The 17585-nt window shown below is 43.8% G+C and carries 15 protein-coding genes; 6 read left to right on the forward strand and 9 right to left on the reverse strand.

The features are described from left to right. The first annotated feature begins 25 nt into the window (after nt 1-25). The 4 genes from BM210_RS00265 (at nt 26) to BM210_RS00280 (ending at nt 6503) form a co-directional block, all read left to right on the forward strand. On the forward strand, nt 26-1255 hold the full coding sequence (locus BM210_RS00265; RefSeq protein ID WP_091163450.1) for an efflux RND transporter periplasmic adaptor subunit: 1230 nt from the start codon (nt 26-28) through the stop codon (nt 1253-1255). Between the two features lie 27 nt (nt 1256-1282). Next, nucleotides 1283-3031 (forward strand): hypothetical protein, encoded by a 1749-nt coding sequence (locus tag BM210_RS00270; protein ID WP_091163452.1) that lies wholly within the window; start codon nt 1283-1285, stop codon nt 3029-3031. 263 nt (nt 3032-3294) lie between these two features. Continuing rightward, nucleotides 3295-4164, forward strand: coding sequence for a diguanylate cyclase domain-containing protein (locus BM210_RS00275; RefSeq protein ID WP_177237564.1), 870 nt, complete (start codon nt 3295-3297; stop codon nt 4162-4164). A 68-nt stretch (nt 4165-4232) separates the two neighbouring features. After that, a complete protein-coding gene (locus BM210_RS00280) occupies nt 4233-6503 on the forward strand; it encodes a cellulose biosynthesis cyclic di-GMP-binding regulatory protein BcsB (RefSeq protein WP_091163456.1) in 2271 nt (756 codons plus the stop codon). A 134-nt stretch (nt 6504-6637) separates the two neighbouring features. Here the strand turns inward: BM210_RS00280 and BM210_RS00285 are convergent, their stop codons facing one another. From BM210_RS00285 to BM210_RS00315, 7 genes are all read right to left on the reverse strand, one after another. Continuing rightward, nucleotides 6638-7264, reverse strand: a complete 627-nt coding sequence (locus tag BM210_RS00285; protein WP_091163457.1) for a fumarylacetoacetate hydrolase family protein — start codon at nt 7262-7264, stop codon at nt 6638-6640. 18 nt (nt 7265-7282) lie between these two features. Then, a complete protein-coding gene (locus BM210_RS00290; RefSeq protein ID WP_091163459.1) occupies nt 7283-8068 on the reverse strand; it encodes an SDR family oxidoreductase in 786 nt (261 codons plus the stop codon). 135 nt (nt 8069-8203) lie between these two features. After that, nucleotides 8204-8959: an SDR family NAD(P)-dependent oxidoreductase gene (locus BM210_RS00295; RefSeq protein ID WP_091163460.1), complete on the reverse strand. Its 756-nt coding sequence runs from the start codon at nt 8957-8959 to the stop codon at nt 8204-8206. A gap of 67 nt (nt 8960-9026) precedes the next feature. Then, nucleotides 9027-10001: an NAD-dependent epimerase/dehydratase family protein gene (locus BM210_RS00300; protein ID WP_091163462.1), complete on the reverse strand. Its 975-nt coding sequence runs from the start codon at nt 9999-10001 to the stop codon at nt 9027-9029. Between the two features lie 47 nt (nt 10002-10048). Further along, complete coding sequence (locus BM210_RS00305) at nt 10049-10798, reverse strand: amino acid ABC transporter ATP-binding protein (RefSeq protein WP_091164600.1); 750 nt, start codon at nt 10796-10798, stop codon at nt 10049-10051. A 37-nt stretch (nt 10799-10835) separates the two neighbouring features. Then, nucleotides 10836-11492 (reverse strand): amino acid ABC transporter permease, encoded by a 657-nt coding sequence (locus BM210_RS00310; RefSeq protein ID WP_091163463.1) that lies wholly within the window; start codon nt 11490-11492, stop codon nt 10836-10838. A 42-nt stretch (nt 11493-11534) separates the two neighbouring features. Continuing rightward, nucleotides 11535-12371 carry a substrate-binding periplasmic protein gene (locus BM210_RS00315; RefSeq protein ID WP_091163465.1) on the reverse strand — a complete coding sequence of 279 codons (837 nt, stop codon included), beginning with the start codon at nt 12369-12371 and terminating at the stop codon, nt 11535-11537. A gap of 591 nt (nt 12372-12962) precedes the next feature. On the opposite strand from BM210_RS00315, the gene BM210_RS00320 reads away from it, so the two are divergent. Together BM210_RS00320 and BM210_RS00325 are read left to right on the forward strand one after the other, a co-directional pair. Continuing rightward, the gene (locus tag BM210_RS00320) at nt 12963-13694 is read left to right on the forward strand and encodes an IclR family transcriptional regulator (RefSeq protein ID WP_177237565.1); all 732 of its coding nucleotides are present in this window, start codon (nt 12963-12965) and stop codon (nt 13692-13694) included. 182 nt (nt 13695-13876) lie between these two features. Then, nucleotides 13877-15280 (forward strand): dihydroorotase, encoded by a 1404-nt coding sequence (locus tag BM210_RS00325; RefSeq protein WP_091163469.1) that lies wholly within the window; start codon nt 13877-13879, stop codon nt 15278-15280. Nucleotides 15281-15489: 209 nt separating this feature from the next. On the opposite strand, the gene BM210_RS00330 is transcribed toward BM210_RS00325, so the two are convergent. Together BM210_RS00330 and BM210_RS00335 are read right to left on the reverse strand one after the other, a co-directional pair. Further along, entirely contained in the window at nt 15490-16032 is a 543-nt protein-coding gene (locus tag BM210_RS00330) for a GDYXXLXY domain-containing protein (protein ID WP_091163470.1), read from the reverse strand. Further along, the gene (locus tag BM210_RS00335; RefSeq protein ID WP_091163472.1) at nt 16025-17254 is read right to left on the reverse strand and encodes a DUF2157 domain-containing protein; all 1230 of its coding nucleotides are present in this window, start codon (nt 17252-17254) and stop codon (nt 16025-16027) included. Before BM210_RS00335 ends, BM210_RS00330 begins: the two co-directional genes overlap by 8 nt. Nucleotides 17255-17585: the final 331 nt, after the last annotated feature.

A 17585-nucleotide genomic window follows, 5' to 3' on the forward strand; every position in this document is an offset into this window, starting at 1 on the left:
TTATTGTAAAGGGGCATCTATTCAAATGAACAACTATCCCATTCAGTGGAAACGATGGATACAAACCGGACTTATCATCGCTTTAAGCGGAGCCGTTGCAGTCGGCTGCTCAACAACAAATGCCAGCAGTAATCAAGCCAAATCAGTCAAAACCGCACCTGCTGCCAAACAAAAAATGGAAGATAAAACCGAGCTCGATGCGGATGTAGTCTCCTCAACCCAGGTCAATATGCTGGCCAAAGTAAGTGGTGACGTGAAAGAAATCCTTAAAAAACGCGGTGATTCCGTTACTCAAGGCGAGGTTGTACTCGTTCTCGATTCTGTAGATGCTTCCAGAAACAAAGAAAAAACCGATCTTACTTTACAAAATCTGCAGGCCCAAATTAATAAAACCCGTGAAGACATCTCCACAAATCGAGGCGTACTTACCAACACTGTTCAAAAGCTCGAAATCCTGATTGCCGATCAGGAAAAAAGCTACAATAATACCCGCAACGATTACGATGCAGGTCTGGCTACCAAAGCCCAGCTTGAGAAGATTGAAACCCAGATTAAGACGAACCGCCTGGATCTGGACACAGCCCATAAACAGCTGGCTAATTTGGATGCAACCGATCCGCTGGCAACACTGCGTATCCAACAGCAAACAACTGAGCTTTCCCTTCGGGATATTGACAAAACCTTATCCGACTTTGAAGTGAAAGCACCGATTAGCGGCGTTTTGACCGATCTGTTCCCTGAGCAGGGTATCACTGTGCAGGCAGGTTATGTAGCCGGTGTTATCCAACAGCTTAACCCCATTAAGGTCCACGCCGATTTAACCGAAAGCTCGATGAAATATGTTCAAGGCAAAACGACGATTCCATTCGTTACCCAAGGAAGCAATACCTCGATGACAGGCACGATTACTTATCTGGCAGATGTAATGAGCCCACAAAGTAAAACCTACGTACTTGAGCTAAGCGTGCCCAATCCCGATCAAAAGCTGAAATCAGGGATGAGGGTCAAGCTGCAGCTTGGAGGCGGCGCTTCTCAGGACGTCGTTACAATCCCAACCGCCAGCATCGTCAAGGAAGGCAACGACAGCTACGTGTTTGTTGCGGCTAACGATCAGGCAGAAAAACGCAAGGTTTCCTTAGGCCGAGTTGCCGATACGAATCGGGAAGTTGTCGATGGGATCAAGGAAGGCGAGCAAGTCGTCGTCTCCGGAACTCAGGATTTAAAGGACAAGGACAAAATTGAATTAAGAAAATAAGTTTGAATTGTAAATGGAGGCTATCTGATGAAAAAAGTTAGAAAACAAGCTTTATCTGTTATTTTGATCTCATCGCTTCTTCTATCACTTCCTTACAACGCCGTATTTGCTGATGAGCCGCAAGCCTCTGTCGTAGATACGCGTTATCCTTCCGTACTGACCGGTTCTCTTCAGGTGAAAATCAATGGTTTGCTAAGCGAGCACACCTTAACCGGAACACGGATTGGCACCACTATCAAAATGTATAATGTTTCCAATGATACAGTGAGAGTCCCGGATTATGAGATTCGGGTCGTAACGGGCAATGGAGCACGCTATGTGCTCCGCGGCAGCTCGGACAACGCCATTTCGGTCCCTCCGATGTCCAATATCGAGCTTAGCTATATGGCTCAGGTTGAATTAGCTGATAATCTGAAGCCAACAAGCATCGTTTGGGTCGACGTGAACAAAGACGTGTATCCGAAGGTCGAAACTACAATGCTTGATCTGCCTGTTTCCAATCTGGTGTGGTATGGTGACCAATCCGTAATCTCAGATCCAACGCTCATTAAAAAATGGGGCGAAGCCTTTACGATCCCTTCTCTGGATTCGGCGTTAACCTATACGCCTATCAACCTGACTACAGATTTCAAAGATCAGACCCCTGTGCAGGTCATCAAGCTGCTTGTGCAAAATCCAGGTAAACAAACCGAGGTTATTCCCGGATTTATCATCGCGGGCAAGTCCAGCACCCAAAACTACAAAGGAGCCAGAGCCGATCAAAGCGTCAGCTCCCTCGATCCTGGAGAAAAGAAATACCTGTATTGGACGATTCCCACCGACTTGGACACACAGCTTAACAGCTTCACATTATCGACACCGGAAGCTTTTAAAATTCCGAACCGGTCGGATGCTTCAGCCAACCTTACCTATTATATCGGTCGTTTAAGCTTTGGCGTACCTGCTGCAGATCAACAGTTGTCAGATAGTACAAATGCCTCATCCTATTTATTAAATACACAAATTCCAATCGATCCGATCAACAATGTTGTAAACCCGAACATCAATGTGTCTGTCGCCGATTTTCAGATTTATGAAAATAAAGGGATGGGTTATAGCACCGGGATCGTCAAGATGAGATTTTCCAATAAAGGTGATAAGCCGCTGCCTATTCCCCAGTTTGCCGCAGAGCTGATGGGTAATGGTCCTATCTACGCCGGGAATCGAATTAATGCATCAACCAATTTGGTCGTACCTGGAACGGATTATCTCGTAAACTACTCGTTCGTGCTTCCCGTTAGCGGTACGATGGATCAATATAATCTGCGATTAATTGATAACAAAACAGCAGCTCCATACAAAATCAATTTTGCACAGGCAATTTTGACCGTCAACAAACCATTACAAGATACAACGAAACTTATGCTATATCCTTATGAGGTTACGATTCATGATTGGGCTTTATCCAATATTGCTCTTTCCAATCCCACAACGTTGAGCTACAAATACAGCTACAAGCTGCGAATCAATATGGACTTACAAACACCTGCACCTTTGATGGTGGACAGCAACTACAACAAGCTTTTACTTGAATTGGAAACCAAGGATGGCAGGCGCATCGCAACCAACACGCAAATCCTCAATGGTGAAGGTCGTTTGACCTCAGGTGAACAGCTTATTTATTTCACAGATTCAACCTCGGATCAATTGGAATACCCAATCGTACTTAAAATTTACGAGGTCATCGAAACACCAAATGGTCCCGTAAGAAGACTAGCTGCCACATTGAACAACTAAATAGGTTTCACTTTAATTAGACTACCCTTGGGCAGAAATATGCTCTTGCAGGTAGTCTTTTTATGTATATTCAACTTTAAAAACTTATACAAAAATTCGTTGCAGTTCCTTATGCTATCGTTTATCTTAATAAAATAATTTGTTGCATTTCGTTTTTTGTTTTTAAAAAAGGTAAATTCATAACCTTTGGGGAATATAGTTATGTCGAAACCTGTAATAGCCTCATGTATAAATAAGAATGATTTGGAGGGAGAATGGAAGATATGAAACCATCAGACAGATTATACGCCAATATTTTTCTTCAAGTGCTTTCCATTGGGTTTCTAACTCTTTATCTCATAATGACTAGCCAGGTTTATCCAACGAATACGTTGTGGTTTATAGTAGCTGTACTATTGGGAGTATTCGGTTATTTTCGCAGAACGGATCACACCTTGATGGTTACCTTTTTTGTTATTGCAGTTTACGGGTGTTCCATTATATATCAATTATACGTGCGCAATCATATAGCGACAGTCGGCTGGAACGAATTGATTTGGTTACTCTGCTTTCCCTTTTTCTCGCTCATAGGGGGAATAAGTAAACGAGGCGTTCAATCCAAAAACAAAGGCAGAAGCTCGCTGATAAGCAATAGAAAGGACAGTGAGTCCTATATGGATGAACCTTTTGTCATTGCCGAATCCTTGGGTTTTGTTAATCACGATGTATTTCTGAGACAGTTTGAGGAAGCCATATTTATGGGTGTACGTAACAAGCGCAAGTTATCCCTTATGATTGTCGAAATTAATCAATTCCACGATTTTTTAAAGGAATATGGTTACGAGCAGACACAGCTTTTTCTGGAAAAGGTTGCCGATCTAATAAACGATATCATGCCTGAAGTTGAGGTTAAAGCTTACTTGGAGGACGGACAATTCGCCATGCTTCTTTCGGGAACGGAAAGAGCAAATTCCAGCATAGCAGAGCTTTGGCTGGATGATCATTTTAACTCGATGCTGCTAACTCGTCCTCGCGGTAAAGGTTCCGTTACTGCCAAACTTAGACATAGTAAGGTAGATTGTCCTCCACATGGCATGACCTGCTATGAAATTTTGGAGAAAGCTCAGCAGGAATTAAAGTTTAGTGCTGAGTAACAGGTTACAACACACCGGCCGAACCGAACGTACCCGTTAAAGAAATCCCTAAGGAAGTGACTCATTCGATGAAATCTTTATTGCGTTCAAGTATAGGTATGTTAGTGCTTATGGTTATTTTAACCACAATGAACCCGCCCTTTATCTGGGCTTTAGAAACCAATACCGTATCAGCACCTGATGCAACTGGCGCTTTAACACCAACTGCTGCTCCTTCCAGCAATAATCCAGCAGTGCCTTCTGCTGCTCCGTCAAGTAGTCCTGTCATCTCATCTTCAACCCCAAAAAACATTGAAGATTCCCCCATTTTTTTGGAGGATCATACGCTTAAGGGAGCCAATGCCCGTGAGGACGTTTTTTTTGAGATAGGGAAAGGTCGAAAAGTACTTCCCGGTTCGTTCGTTGATATCGAATTCGGACATGCAGCGACACTGCTCTCCAAAACCTCAACATTAACTTTATTGATCGATGATACTCCTGTAGGTAATGTTCTTTTGGACAATTCCAATAAAGAGAAGGCGCGTTTGCGTTTGGATGTCACTAATTATGTTACAAATTCCGGTTATCATAAGCTTTCCTTCATCACACACATGGAAATTTCCGGAAACGTTTGTCCAGACCCGAATAATCCAGCCAATTGGCTAACTATAAGTAAAAATAGCAGTATGCACTTGAATTTCGGAAAAAATTACGCGAACGTTGATCTAACCTGGTATCCAAGTCCTTTCTTAGAGCGGGGCAGCCAGCAGCCTATTCAAACCATCCTTATCGTCCCCGACGATATTGTGCAGGTAGAGTTCACCTCAGCTGCTAGGCTGGTGCAATTCTTTTCAGCCCAAGCATCGGCAACTCGAATAAACATTCCGATCTATACGGAATCTGATCTAACAGACACTCTTTTACGTGAGAACAACACCATTTGGATCGGTCAAACTGGACATTGGAAGGAACGTGGTCAATCCATAAATGATGCCTACCGTAAGCAGGCCGACCCCGCACTTCAAGGACAAGGCTTTATAGGTGTAGGACAATCCTTATGGAATCCGGAATTAAGCGGTTTGGTCGTGACGGGTAAGGAAGAAGAAATCCAGAATGCAGTATCCATATTAACGGATGAATCGCTATACTCTCAACTGCTTGGCACAACGTCCTCGATTCCTGCTTCTATGAAAAAACAGGAACCGCTGAATGAGTTCAAATTAGGCACTCCTTATACGGTGAGCTTTGAGAAAATTGGTTATGCTAATCTTTCTATTGGGGGTATGCAGCAGGTCAGCACCACGTTTAACTACAATCTTCCCGCTTATGTGGATATTCAGAACGGCGCACGACTTACATTAGCCTTTAAGCACTCCAAGTCCATTGATTTAGGAAACTCTATTATTACTGTGAAGTTAAATGGTACACCTGTTGACAGCCATAAGCTCAGCGAAGCAACTAGCGATTCAGGCTTACTGGAAATTGATTTTACCCAAGATACTATTGGAGCTTCCCGAAGGCTTGAGATTGAAGTAACCTTTCAATTTGCAAATCATACGCAGAAACAGCAGCAGGAAACTTGTGTAGATCCGAATTTGATTGGGAACTGGGCCGTTATTGATAATGCTTCTTCATTAACATACACACCTGTTGAAAGAAAGAGCTTTAATCTGCAGTCGATACCCTACTCATTTGTTATGAACAACCGTTGGAACCAGACTACATTCCTTTTTCCCGACAAAATCGGAACGAAAGAGCTGAATGTAGCAATGACTGCTGTTGGAATTATTGGCAGAAGTGCACAGGATAATACGGAATTAACTATAGCCAAAGTATCAGCGGCAGGGCTAAAGGATCTTCTGAGGGATCGTAATATCCTTTATGTTGGTACTGGCAAAGATCTCCCTGAATTCATGAATGGTTTTGCTGATAGCTCGGTACAATTTAAAGAAGAGCAAGTCAGCTCGCTTGTCAAAAATGTAAAATTGTTAGGCAATTTGCAGAGCCGCTCAGCCGTTATCCAATTGTCTCGCTCACCGTTGAATGAGAACAAAAGCTTGCTGTTAATGGCCGCTACATCCCCAGATCGAGTAAGCTCGATTAGCGAGGTACTGACAAGTCCTACAGAAAGCGGTAAGCTATCCGGTAAATTCGTCGTTATCGACAGCCAGAATAAAGTTCATACCTTTGAAGAACCGGCTCCCCCTAAGACAACCGCCAAACCTAAATCCAATCAGATCCGTGATTTTCTCACAGGTCGTGATCAATATGAATTGGACGGTTCGATATTCATCATTGCCTTTGTCGGTATGCTTGCTGTGATTGCCGGTGTCATTTGGCTGACGCTAAGGCGCAAGTAAATCGTGTTGTCGGACCACACACGCTTGCTCAAACATATGAAAAGGACCTGATGGTAAATTTACCATCAGGTCCTTTTCATTTCCTATAGTAAGTCTTGTTCGTTACTTGGCTGCGGAGGTAAGCTGGATCAATCTCAAGCCAGATGCACTGTACATTCCCCAACGATTTGGCCGCCCCATAGCAGGCTCATATGGTCGCCATCAGCAATCTCACCCACGCCTTCAGGTGTTCCTGTAAAAATGATATCTCCTTCCCCAAGGCCAAAATGTTGCGCGGAGAAGTCAATAATGGTCTGTAAATCAAACAGCATATGTTGAATGTTGCCTTGTTGAGCTTTTACCCCATTCTTGATTAGCACGAAGTCCATAGACTTGCATCGCTCAACCCCAGGGAAAGTAACAAACTTGCTTACAACGGCAGAATTCGGAAACCCTTTGGCCAAAAGCCAAGGATAGCCTCTTTTCTTCATTTCGTTCTGAATATCACGCAAAGTAAAGTCAATGCCTATGGCCAATCCATTCACCAGTTCATCAACCGCGATTCCTTTTTCATAGGGTTTGCCTATACGAATAACAAGCTCGGTCTCATAATGAACGGAACCACGTTCACCTGGCAGCACAATTGTGTTGCCGTTTGCTTCCACTAGCGCATGTGTGGGCTTGGAGAACATGAAGGGTGAGGTAGGAACCTCATTATTTAATTCCTTAGCATGCAATACATAGTTTCTGCCTACACAATATATGTTGCGAATACTGCTCATACTGCACACCTCATCCTTTTATATAGATTTAATCATTCCGCCGTCTATAAGTATCGAGCTGCCTGTAATGTAAGAGCTTGCACCTGAAACCAGGAAAGTAACAACCTTTGCAAATTCCTCCACAGTCCCATAACGACCGAGCGGGATGGCTTGTTTGGACATTTCCTCTACCTGCTCACGCGTTTTTCCGGTTTTTTGTGCTTTTAGGTTATCAAGAAAGGCAACACGCTCTGTGGCTATACGACCAGGCGCAACCGTATTGACAAGTATATCGTAAGGAGCCAGCTCTTCAGCTAATGTTTTGGTTAAACCTACGATACCGGCACGGAAAGTATTGGACAGAAGTAATCCCGGTATCGGCACTTTAATAGAAGAAGAAGCCATATTGATAATGCGCCCGCCTTGCTTTTTCAGATCAGGCAGAGCTTCACGGATTACTCGGATATAACTTAATAGATTGAGCTCAAAAGCCGCCTGCCATTGCTCATCCGAGAACTGTTCAAACGACCCTGATGGGGGACCACCTGCATTATTGACGAGAATATCTATTCTTCCATAAGTATCGCGGGTTACTTGTACAAGTTGTTGTATATGTGCCGGATTCGTTATATCTGCCGGATGGAAAGCCACCTTACCTGTACCAAGCTGCTCAAGTTCATTTTTAACGGTTTGAAGCTTCTCCTGATCTCGACCAGTAAGCATAACGTTAGCGCCTTCCTTTACCAGTTCGGCGGCTATCCCCTTGCCTAAGCCTTGACTGGAGGCAATGACCAAAGCTACTTTTCCTTGCAGATTTAAATCCATATGATCTTCTCCTTCATAAGTTATCGGTTTAATCAAACAAATCAAGCTGCCTTTACAGAAGATACACTTCTACTTATAAGTCAGCCTCAACGCTATCCGATAGTGACACGTGATGAGGTCTTGAGGCCTTGGTTGTTACCGAGCTGTGTAACCGCCGTCCGCAACCAGCGTTGCTCCCGTAATAAAGGAAGCCTCATCGGAAGCAAGAAACAAAGCAGCATTAGCAATTTCCTGCGATGTACCGAAACGGCCCAATGGGATTTTATCGAGCGACAACATCCGAGCCCTTTCCGGATCGGCCTGCCTTAGAAATGAGGCATGAAGGAACGGCGTATCAACGGGCCCCGGGCAGAGGCTATTGACCCTGATTCCATCCTGTGCATGATCCAAAGCCATCGATCTCGCCATATTTACCACAGCCCCTTTAGCGGCTGAGTAGGCTATGGAATCTTGCGTGCCGACAAGTCCAAGCTGGCTGGCAATGAACAGAATTGCTCCACCCTCTCTGGAAAGCAGCGGTACGGCGGCCTTGCTTAAATAAAATACAGAATTCAGATTGACATTAAGGATATCAAGCCAATCCTCCTCCTTCATTGTCGTAACCGTACCTTTTCGCGATATCGCAGCGGCGTGAATGACGGCATGCAGACCTCCGAAGGACTCTAGTGCTGTGTTGACCATTTGGTTGCAAGCAGACTGATCACCGACATCACCGATAACGACAGCTGCTTGTCGGCCTTGAGCCCGAATTTGTTCGACAGTCTGAACCACATTATCCGATATATCCGATGCAACTACGGATGCCCCCTCCACTGCAAACAATAACGCTATTGCTCGGCCAATTCCTGATCCGGCTCCCGTGACAAGAACAGTCTTTCCTTGAACTCTCATGATGCTCCCTCACTCCATTTCCTGTATCCGTCAGCCTCCGGTTAGCTGCTCAGCCAGTTAGCTTTCACTAAAATTCATGCTTCTCAAGCCATTTCAAGTAATCAGCTAATCCAGAGTTAAGATTATAGATAGGTACGAAGCTTGTACCGTCTGTGAGCCTTGCAATATCCAAGCGTCCTGCGCGGCTGCCCTTTTTGGCAAATAAAACATCGTCAGATTGCTCTTCAGTCACCCGTATTTCTGTTCCGGGGATCATCCCTGCTACAGCTTCCGCTAATTCCAACAACGAATAGCCGCTCCCACCAGAAATATTGTAAACATCATGCTCCATATTCGGAGCGAGCAGCAGCTCAACAATACCTTCAGCAATATCCTTGACATAGCTGAAATCAAGTCTATAGTCTGGGGAGCCCACAAGAAGCGGCTTTCTATTCCTGGCCCTGTGAACAGCCTTCCATACTTGAGACATGAGAGTCCGCGCACCAGTATTTCGTTCTAGCGGACCATAACAGGCCGCAATCCTCACTGAAGCAGCTTCCATTCCGGAGCATTCAGATAAATAACGCGTCATCCATTCACCAGCTACCTTCGTCAACGGATACAACCCTGTTTGCTGCAGCCGATCCATTTCTCCCAGAACGCAGTGCGGATCCGTTATGGGTTCATATATGGACGCTGAACTCAGATAAATAAACCTTTTGACGCCATGTCTGGCAGCCGTGTTTATAACGAGCGAGCTGCCCACGACGCCAATGTGCAGAATACGCTCCGGTTCCTCCTTTTCACGATCAGCGGTAGGAGTAATCATTGCCGCATGGACGACACCCTTCGCATGATTGCCGGTAAAAAGCCCAATCAAAGATTTTTTATCCGTGATATCCACCTGTTCAAACCGAATGCGTTGCCGATAAGGCTCCCAAAGCGACTTAACGGGCTGGGCAGGCTCATGCAGATCTACGGCCAACACTTCTTCTCCACGATGAGCTAGACGTTCCACGATATGACTGCCCACAAATCCGCCGCCGCCGGTAACAATGATCATGATAATCCACCTGCTTCATATAGGGTACGGGAATCAACTGTCTATCCTTACAGGACGGAAGACAGGAATCTCCGTGTTCTTTCGTGCTCCGTATTTCGGAACACCTGCTGGGGAGTGCCTTGCTCGGCAATAACGCCTCCGTCCATGAATAGTACCCGGCTAGATACATTCTCGGCGAACTTCATCTCATGAGTTACAACAAGCATCGTCATTCCCGCCTGGGCCAAATTGGTCATGACCTCCAATACTTCCCCAACCAGCTGTGGATCAAGCGCAGAAGTCACCTCATCGAAGAGCATCACATCTGGCTCCATGGCCAGTGCTCTTGCAATAGCCACGCGCTGCTGCTGGCCTCCGGAAAGACTTGCGGGATATTTATCAGCTTTGTCGATCATTTTAACCAATTCCAGAAGATGTTTGGCTTTATTAATTGCTTCTGCTTTTGCTATATTCCTCAATAACATCGGGCCCTCAATAATATTTTCCAGAACACTTTTGTGCGGCCATAGATTAAATTGCTGGAAAACCATACCTACCCGGGTGCGCAGCCTCGTTATTTGCGGGTGATATGTTCTTGCCTTCGCTTTGGAAGTCAAGCTTTCCACCTTCTCATCGCCAAGCCAGATCGAACCTGCTGTCGGCTCCTCCAAGAAATTGATACATCGAAGCATAGTGCTCTTCCCCGTTCCGCTCGGACCAATAACAGCGATAACTTCTCCTTTATTAACCGACAAATCAACGCCTTTTAATACCTCATGATTCCCATATGATTTCCGCAACCCTTGAATCTGTAGAATCGGTTTCATGTCAACAGCTCCTCTGCATCAAAATCCATTAGCGGTTATAATAGGACAGCTTCTTCTCGGCCCACATCTGAAACCACATCAGAAGACTGGTCATCGTTAAATAAAGCACGCCAGCTGTACCCAGTATCTCAACTGGACGGTAGGTTGCGCTGTAAATTTGTTGGCTGTTCAGCATTAAATCCGTTACTGTGATGGATGATACTAATGCCGAGTTTTTGATTAGCAAAATTGAATTGTTAATGTATGGCGGAATGATAATCCTAACGGCTTGTGGAAGAACGATACGTCTCATCGTTTGTCCATAGCTCATCCCGATAGCCATCGCCGATTCGATTTGCCCACGTGGAATGGCCTGTATACCAGAACGTATAATTTCTCCCTTATACGCTGCAGAATTCATCGACATGGCCAAGATCGCAGCTGCGAACGCCGGAAGACGAATACCCCAGCTCGGAAATGCGTAATAGACGAAAAACAGTACGAGCAGCAAGGGTGTTCCCCTCATGATCCACATGTATACCATGGATATGGATCGCATAGTACGATTACTAGAGATGCGCATAAGCGCCAGAAATGTTCCCGCAATGGTAGCAATAACCATAGTTAGCAAGGAAACCTCCAATGTAATTAGTGCACCCTCCAAAAGAGCCGGAAAATAAGTGATAATAACGTCCCACTTGATCATGGCAATCTACTCCTTCAACTGATTTTGAGCGCTATTACGGATTTATTGAGAGAACGTAGAACCTAACCATTTTTGGGCAATTTCTTCATATTTCCCCTGCTTTTTGGCTGCAAGAATCGCTTCATTAATTGCATTTTTCAGATCTGGCTCGCCTTGCTTCATGGCTACAGCCAGCTTACGGCCTTCTAATCCTTTAGGAGATACCATATAATCCTTGCCTTCTGTTTTAATCCAATGTCCAGCCAGCATTTTACCGGTAACCATGACCTCGATACGACCGTTTTGCAAATCATGGAACGCTTCAGCTTGTCCAGGATAGGTCTTCAACTCTTTGTACCCACCGATTTTACGAGCCGGAGCATCACCATTGGAAGAGCCTGTAACAACACCAACAATACGTCCTTTAATATCTTCAGGACTGTTAATACCGGTTGTTTTCTTGTTATAAACCGCAACGACCTCGTCATAAGCAATATGTTCCGAGAAATCCAACGTTTTAAGCCTCTCTTCAGTTACACCGATACCGGACAAGCCGATGTCAAAGTTACCCGTCATTAAACCTGGAATAATTCCGCTAAAATCCATACGCTTCCATTCAATTTTGACTCCTAGATGGTCCGCAATAATTTTTGCCCATTCTGCATCAATACCTACCAACTCATTCTTTTCATTAGGAAAAATAGTCGGTGCATTGTTGCCGCTTGTAGCAATCACGATCGTACCGCGTTTCTTTATATCAGCCAGGAGACCTTTTACATTGCTTGACCCCGCATCAGATTTTCCGTTAGCTGCCGGTGCGGGAGCTGAACTGGAACAAGCGCTGATCAGCAGCACCAGGGAAAGAATAAGAACGAGTACCAAGGAAGTTTGTTTTTTCATATTGTTTTGCCTCCTAAAATGATTTGTTATCGCGTAAGCTTGAACAAGTGCATGATCTGATACAAAAATGAATCCGTGCTTCGACCCCCGTTTTACAGTTTCCCAACCCCCATTTGGCCCGACAAAATGCTAGAGCATATACAAAAGCTGCTAAATATTTTGTCGAATTTTGTGTTTTCATGTAGTGAAATATAACGTGGGTCTTACTTTACAACACCTAAAATAAGTTGTCAATAATTTTATGTCATATTATATAACACGTAAATCACAAAACGACTAATAATAAAACGATGTGATATTTTGTGTTATGTATCATAACATCGATGAAGCGTTATCATTTTAAAAATAACTGAGGACGTTCTTTCTTTATCTTTTTTCACTTTTGTGATCTAATAAATGGAACAGCGTGGAAATGAGCTTTTGTCCCTCCCTGTATGAAGCATTTTAATGATTTTCATTGTAATTATCAATTATTGATAATATAATACTGATAGTTGATAATTAAATCGAATTAACAACATTATATTTCGTCTACCCTCAATTTTCAACATAAGAATTCAATTTAAAATATTAGTCGGAAGGATGAAAGAAGTGAGTACACGAAAAACATTAGAAATTTTGGATTTGTATACACTGGAAACAAAGGAGCTTAGTGTCCCTCAGATTTCTGAAATCATGAATATTCCTCAAAGCTCCGTGTACCGTTACATCCGCATTCTCAAAGAAAAGAAGTATCTTCTGGAGACGAACAGAGGGACTTACCGTTTGGGACTTCGCTTTCTGGAAATGAATAATATGATTAACTTAAACAACGAGCTCTCTCTCGCAGCTACGCCGGTTATGACGAAATTAATGAATGAAACACAGGAAACAACGGTATTGGTTATTTTATCCGGCTTTCAAACGATTTGTATTGAAAATATTTCATCTTCCTTTCACATGGTTAAAGTCTCTTCAGAGCCTGGGATATTCATCCCACTTTATGCAGGCGCTTCCTCCAAAGCCATCCTTGCCTATATGGGCAATGACGCCGTTAACAAATTGTTCAAGCATGGCATTGTTCAAAAGCATACGGAAAATACAATTACCGACAAGATTGCACTTCTGGATAATTTGAAAGCAATAAGAACGAATGGTTATGCTGAATCTGACAATGAGCTCGACGAAGGCGTGTATACGTATGCGGTACCGATCTTTTCAACCCATACAATCATCGGCTCACTTAGCGTCGCAGGTCCAAGAGAACGAATGATTCAGAAAGATAAAGAGCAATTAATCACAAGCTTAAAAAAGGCAGCCAAGCAAATCGAGCAAAACATATAGTCCTACGCTGCACGGAGCTGTATCTTCTTACCAGAGGATACGGCTTTTTTGTTGTATTAAAATTTCGATGTTGAAATAATCCAAATAATCATTTATGATAATTATCAATTAATAATAATTAATTATCATTATATGATAATAAATAAATTCCAATTCTACTATTTTCATTTGGAGGCCTAAACATGAAGCTTGATCTATGGATAAAAAACGGGCTCGTTTACCGATTGGAAGAGAACTTCCAGTTAGCCAATATCGGAGTAAAAAATGGCAAGATTCATATCATTACGGAGCCCCATGTTCAGTTTGACGCAGAACGTGTTATTGATGCGGAAGGTTTATATGTATTACCAGGCATGATTGACGCACATGTTCACTTCCGGGAGCCTGCCAAAGATCCTTCTTCTACTGAAACATTTTTTACCGGAACTCGTGCTGCGGCTGCTGGCGGGATCACAAGCATCATTGAAATGCCGAATTCTTTCCCATGCACCTATAACACAGACCTATTAAATAATCGTAAGGAAATATTAAAATCGGAGGCCTTAATCGATTACGGATTGTATGGAGCTGCCGGCAGTGACCATCTGGATGATATCATCCCGCTCTCAAACGAAGGGATATCTGCATACAAAACATTTATGCACAAAGCTCCAACTGGTAGAGAGCTGGAATTCGAAGGTTTCACAATGACGAGCGATCGCGATTTGTATGAGGGCTTTAAGCAAATCTCGCAAACCGGTTTGCCGCTCGCTCTACATGCCGAACATGAAGAACTGTTAAGCTATTTCTCGGAATTTGCAGAACGCACGTTTGTCGAGGGCGATTATAACAAGCATTTGTTAGCCAGAAATACGCTCGTAGAAACCAGCGCCATTAACAGGGTCGTATTTTTTGCCGAACAGTTGCATGTTCCAGTCATCTGCTGTCACGTGTCAAGTCCTGAAGCGTTAAAAATCATTAAGCGTGCCAAGCAGGACGGTATTCGTATTTATGCCGAAATGTGCCCGCATTACTTAATATTTGATGATAGCTATCTGGAGAAGCTCGGCCCTTACGGCAAATGTAATCCTCCTCTTCGCAGTCCCCAGCAGATTGAAGCGTTGTGGAGCTATATCGAGGACGGAACCATCGATTATATTTCGAGCGATCATTCCCCTTTCCCGAAAACTCTCAAGGAGCTTGGGTATACGAATATTTTGAAATCTCCCGCTGGTTTTCCCGGTACAGAGCTAACTCTTCCACTTATGCTGGATCAAGTTAATAAAGGAAAGCTTTCCATGTATAAGCTGGTTGAACTCATGTCTGTGAATCCGGCCAAAACCTTCGGAATGTATCCAAACAAAGGCACTCTCGGAATTGGAACCGATGCCGACATTACTATCGTCGATATGAGTGCACAACGAACCGTAAATATTCATGAACTTTATACGGTTGCTCGGGAAACAGCCTTACTCTACGAAGGATTGAAGCTTCGAGGGCTCCCGGTCTATACCATCGTACGGGGCAAGATAGTGGCAGAGCAGGGTAAAGTTGACGATAAGGCGAGAGGATGGGGACAATTCATACCGCGAGCCCAGCCGAAATGAAGATTAAACAACAGACATGTTAACAGGTTAAGAACCTGACCTTGTCCATATGATAGGTGAATGAAGTTGAACGTGGGATATCAAACACTGATTAAACGCTAAAAAGGCACCCGTCGGGCGCCTTTTCCTTTCCCTATATCCATGATGAGTTTCTTTAATAGAAAGGTGAATCGGCGTTGCATGTCGTTCCGGCATCTCCCACTCACCGTTTACGAGCGTGTCGCTTCCTCAAGCCCATCAATTCTTGCTTGTCCCCAAGGGGCAATCTTCACTATCACAATCATATTGCGGGCCTCACTTTCGAGCTCTTTTCCTGTACCTTCCGGTACATAGTAACGCTCCAGTCCGTATTCAACACGAATCGTTTCATCCCAGCTATAAACGACGGTTCCCTTCAACACAGCCTGACCCGCTTGCGTAGATGGCTTGCTCCGGTAAACTCCTGCTGCTTCATACAGTCCGTTGGCAGAAGGCTTCAGCAGCACATAGACAGCTTCTCCCTTACTAGGCTTGTTTCCAGCATCCCTCCATAATTGGGGATTCAATGTACTAATCTCGTAACCAAGTGTTACATAATCACCGTATAAAAAATCACGCGGATCGACGGGTACGGTTTTAATTTTGACTTCAGTACCCCACCAGCCAACAGCGTAGTAGGAGGTTGCAATTCCGCCGAGGAACAACACTTGAAGTACAACTACGATAAGAAGAATCGTTAAACGGCGTTTTGTTTTCATCGGTTGATCACTCATTGCGGTTCCCCCCATCTTTAGTTTCTTGGAGAACAACTTTTTTCCTGCGATTTAAGAACCAGCTTAACGTTAGCAGCAATAAACCACCAATAATAAAAAACAATGATTTATCCATAAAATCCCACGTTAATTTAAAATAAGCTACCATTGTCGTACATATAAACAGCACCGTGCCAAAATTAATCTTGAAGCGCCACTGCTCCATATACCCTCTCCATAATACGTAAAAGGAGAAGGTGAACAGCGCCAGCAGGTACATGACTGCAATGCCTGAATTCAAGTAGATAAAGGGCACTGCCAAAATCCATTCAAACGCACTGGAGATCCGTTTATGTTTCCATTTTCCATACAGAGATATAGCGAATATGACCAACAAGGAACCCATGAAATAAGGAATCTGCGCCAGCAGTTCAAAACGGTCGCCTCGAGTAAAATCATCAAAGACAAGCACCATCACGATTGCAAATAGAAATGCTGACGCAAGCGGTACGGACTGTAGTGCAAATCCTGAGCTTCGGTCTTTTAACCAGTCGCCCAGTGCATACAATAGCATCACAGGCACAAACACCCATAGGAATTTCCATTCCTGTTCGATGACAAGCATCAATGCTTGCAGAACGAAGCTTACCGCAAAGCACCAGATCACACCGACATGCTGTCGTTTCCAGCTATAATAGCCTAATCCAACCACCATGATTGCAAAACAGACAAAACTAAACTGATGATGCTCTATGATCCCATACAGCTGTGCAATCGTGAAAATCAGCAAACTCATCAAGTACAGCAGCTTACTTCGATACAAATACGTCAGCAGCGTACCTACCGAACCCCAGATGATAAACGACGTAATATCGTAGGAGACCAAATGAAACATTTGTGCAATTAAAACAATACCTCCACCAAAGCAGACCAAACCCAAAGCCGTCATGGCAAGCCCAAGCCGATCATGCTCATTTTTACGGAACAGCTCTCCACCTGCGTAGAAAGCGACCATTAGCACTATAATCATAACCAGTCGGACTAATTGAGGAATCTCCTGCCAATTCGCGGCTATAAAGCTTAAAATCCCCAAACCGACCAGTATACTACCGAGCAGCGGAAGTACCCCTATAGCATGCTTTTTATCATCATATAATGCTAATATTTGTTCATATTGCTCCCGGTTTATAATCTGTTTATTGACCCACTCAGGCCCCTCATGCTCCAGCCATTTTCTGCTCATTGTGCACCACCTTAGAGTTTTCGTAGAAAACTTACTTCGCAAGCATCCACTGCGTTTTCGTAGAAAACTTACTTCGTAAGCATCTACTCCGTTTTCGTAGAAAACTTACTTCGTAAGCATCTACCGATATTTCGTAAAAACCGATTTTAGTGAGCTTCTTGATAGAGCTTTACAAGTAAGCTCCCCTTTCGATTACCATATGATTAGTATACCCGACCCTTATAGGAAAAGAAGTACTATCTTTCTCTAGTACCCCAATTGACTTTAGTAGACGCAAACAAACAGCCGTCCTCAGAATCTCTCTGCAGACGGCTGCTTCTGGATCTACCTA

It is taken from the genome of Paenibacillus sp. 1_12 (assembly GCF_900114475.1).
Classification (GTDB): Bacteria; Bacillota; Bacilli; order Paenibacillales; family NBRC-103111; genus Paenibacillus_S.

Excerpts from the sequence above, each read along its gene's own strand:
- BM210_RS00270 (WP_091163452.1), top strand. The coding sequence starts at position 1,283 with ATGAAAAAAGTTAGAAAACAAGCTTTATCTGTTATTTTGATCTCATCG.
- BM210_RS00265 (WP_091163450.1), top strand. The coding sequence starts at position 26 with ATGAACAACTATCCCATTCAGTGGAAACGATGGATACAAACCGGACTT.
- BM210_RS00275 (WP_177237564.1), top strand. The coding sequence starts at position 3,295 with ATGAAACCATCAGACAGATTATACGCCAATATTTTTCTTCAAGTGCTT.
- BM210_RS00315 (WP_091163465.1), bottom strand. The coding sequence starts at position 12,371 with ATGAAAAAACAAACTTCCTTGGTACTCGTTCTTATTCTTTCCCTGGTG.
- BM210_RS00300 (WP_091163462.1), bottom strand. The coding sequence starts at position 10,001 with ATGATCATTGTTACCGGCGGCGGCGGATTTGTGGGCAGTCATATCGTG.
- BM210_RS00310 (WP_091163463.1), bottom strand. The coding sequence starts at position 11,492 with ATGATCAAGTGGGACGTTATTATCACTTATTTTCCGGCTCTTTTGGAG.
- BM210_RS00325 (WP_091163469.1), top strand. The coding sequence starts at position 13,877 with ATGAAGCTTGATCTATGGATAAAAAACGGGCTCGTTTACCGATTGGAA.
- BM210_RS00295 (WP_091163460.1), bottom strand. The coding sequence starts at position 8,959 with ATGAGAGTTCAAGGAAAGACTGTTCTTGTCACGGGAGCCGGATCAGGA.
- BM210_RS00330 (WP_091163470.1), bottom strand. The coding sequence starts at position 16,032 with ATGAGTGATCAACCGATGAAAACAAAACGCCGTTTAACGATTCTTCTT.
- BM210_RS00290 (WP_091163459.1), bottom strand. The coding sequence starts at position 8,068 with ATGGATTTAAATCTGCAAGGAAAAGTAGCTTTGGTCATTGCCTCCAGT.
- BM210_RS00280 (WP_091163456.1), top strand. The coding sequence starts at position 4,233 with ATGAAATCTTTATTGCGTTCAAGTATAGGTATGTTAGTGCTTATGGTT.
- BM210_RS00285 (WP_091163457.1), bottom strand. The coding sequence starts at position 7,264 with ATGAGCAGTATTCGCAACATATATTGTGTAGGCAGAAACTATGTATTG.
- BM210_RS00335 (WP_091163472.1), bottom strand. The coding sequence starts at position 17,254 with ATGAGCAGAAAATGGCTGGAGCATGAGGGGCCTGAGTGGGTCAATAAA.